At 50.3% G+C, this 1,411-nt stretch carries 3 protein-coding genes; 2 read left to right on the top strand and 1 reads right to left on the bottom strand.

Features of this window, described 5'->3' with window-relative positions; all coding sequences use genetic code 11:
* Both JJB97_RS17985 and JJB97_RS17980 read left to right on the top strand, forming a co-directional pair.
* On the top strand, positions 1 to 718 hold a 718-nt coding region (locus JJB97_RS17985; protein WP_317981581.1), incomplete at its 5' end, for a VENN motif pre-toxin domain-containing protein.
* Positions 702 to 965 (top strand): hypothetical protein, encoded by a 264-nt coding sequence (locus tag JJB97_RS17980; RefSeq protein WP_238715443.1) that lies wholly within the window; start codon positions 702 to 704, stop codon positions 963 to 965. The genes JJB97_RS17985 and JJB97_RS17980, both read left to right, overlap by 17 nt.
* 238 nt (positions 966 to 1,203) lie before the next feature.
* On the opposite strand, the gene JJB97_RS17975 is transcribed toward JJB97_RS17980, so the two are convergent.
* A partial coding sequence (locus tag JJB97_RS17975; RefSeq protein WP_238715442.1) for a SymE family type I addiction module toxin occupies positions 1,204 to 1,411 on the bottom strand: 208 nt, incomplete at its 5' end.

Raw genomic sequence — 1,411 nt, 5'->3', positions numbered from 1 at the left:
ACTGGCGGCCGGGCTGGTCGGTGGCATTGCCGGTGACAGCACAGCAGATGCAGTGGCGGGGGCGCAGGCAGGAAAAACGTCGCTCGAAAACAACACGTTAAATCTTGGGAAAGGTTTTTCTGATTACGGTCAGGCTCAGACCTCGCTGGGTACGACGCTGATACAAAGTGGAGCATCATCAGAAGATGTTGCAGCCGCACTGGACAAGGCGACAAAAGGCGATTTACCGGATGGCGTGAATATTACGAAAGTGATAGTGGATGGTTATGTCGATGGTGCACTGATTACCGGTGCCTGGTATATCGGGCCAGCGGCGACAGCCGGTAAAGTGGTGAGCGGTGCAATCATTGCAGAAATTGCTAATGGTACTTACCAGTGGTTTGACCTGAGTCAGCCGGGTAATGAGAACAAAAGCTGGGATTATAAGGGAAGTATTTCAGCAGGAGTGACAGGGGCGCTGGCCCCCGGGCGTGGTATCTGGACTAACTTGGCTATTACACAAGGTGGTGCCATATTTACCGATGGGCTTGATAAAGGTTCTTTAACTGGCTCTGGCGCCGGTTGGTTATTTGGTACTACCGTTGGCCTTATCGCTCCACCCGTTTTTGACCCTGTTTTGGGTGCAGGTTCAGCGCCTGTTGGTGATATTATTGGCGCAATTGGTGGCGAGTTTATTAGTAACGCTGTTAAGGATGGAATAAATGAAAAGGAAAAATAACGTTACTATTGGGTTGCTTCTTTTAAGCATCGCTTACATGGTGTTCTGCTGTTTGATTTTTTTCTCTGTAGGTTTAATTATAGTAAAGCTAATTATCAATCAGGCGGTGGGATTAGAACAAAAAGACATTAAGTATGTTTTGGTTGCGAGTGTCATTGCGGGAACAGCAGCAGCCTTTAGGTCATGGTTATTTGCAAAAATAGACGAACGTAAAGCCCGAAAATCGCCGCCATCAAATCCTGAATGATCCCGTCAAGTCCCGGCCATTGTGCCGGGATTTTTTTCGCCTGTGGTCTGCTGCGCTGTTGTCACGGCCGAGCACGGTTTTACCGCTCAACTGCGGGACAGGGTATGTTTTGTTGAACCGCCACGTTGTGGCCGTCCTCCAAAACGCGTGTTGCTATCGGTCAGGGCGCAGCCCCGACACCCCCGATAAAACAAAAACCCCAGCGCACTGGCCGGGACTGGTAAATCAATAAACCGTGTCACTCCGTTCCTGCAAGGCAGATAATCAGTCTTCCTTGCTCAACGGTGACGATAACCGGCTGGCCGTAATCAAATCCCGCCTCCTGTAACCAGTTGCCCTTGAGGTTAAGAACGGGGCTGCGGCTGTAATAGCGGCTCGCGCCAGTGTGCCGGTCAGTGTGATTAATGCTGACGTAACCGACCTTTAACTGTCGCTGTGCTTTAGAA

Source organism: Tenebrionibacter intestinalis, from assembly GCF_016632365.1.
GTDB classification, from domain to species: Bacteria; Pseudomonadota; Gammaproteobacteria; order Enterobacterales; family Enterobacteriaceae; genus Tenebrionibacter; species Tenebrionibacter intestinalis.
The sequence above is the reverse complement of the archived record's forward strand: the minus strand, read 5'-3'. Positions and strand labels throughout refer to the sequence as shown.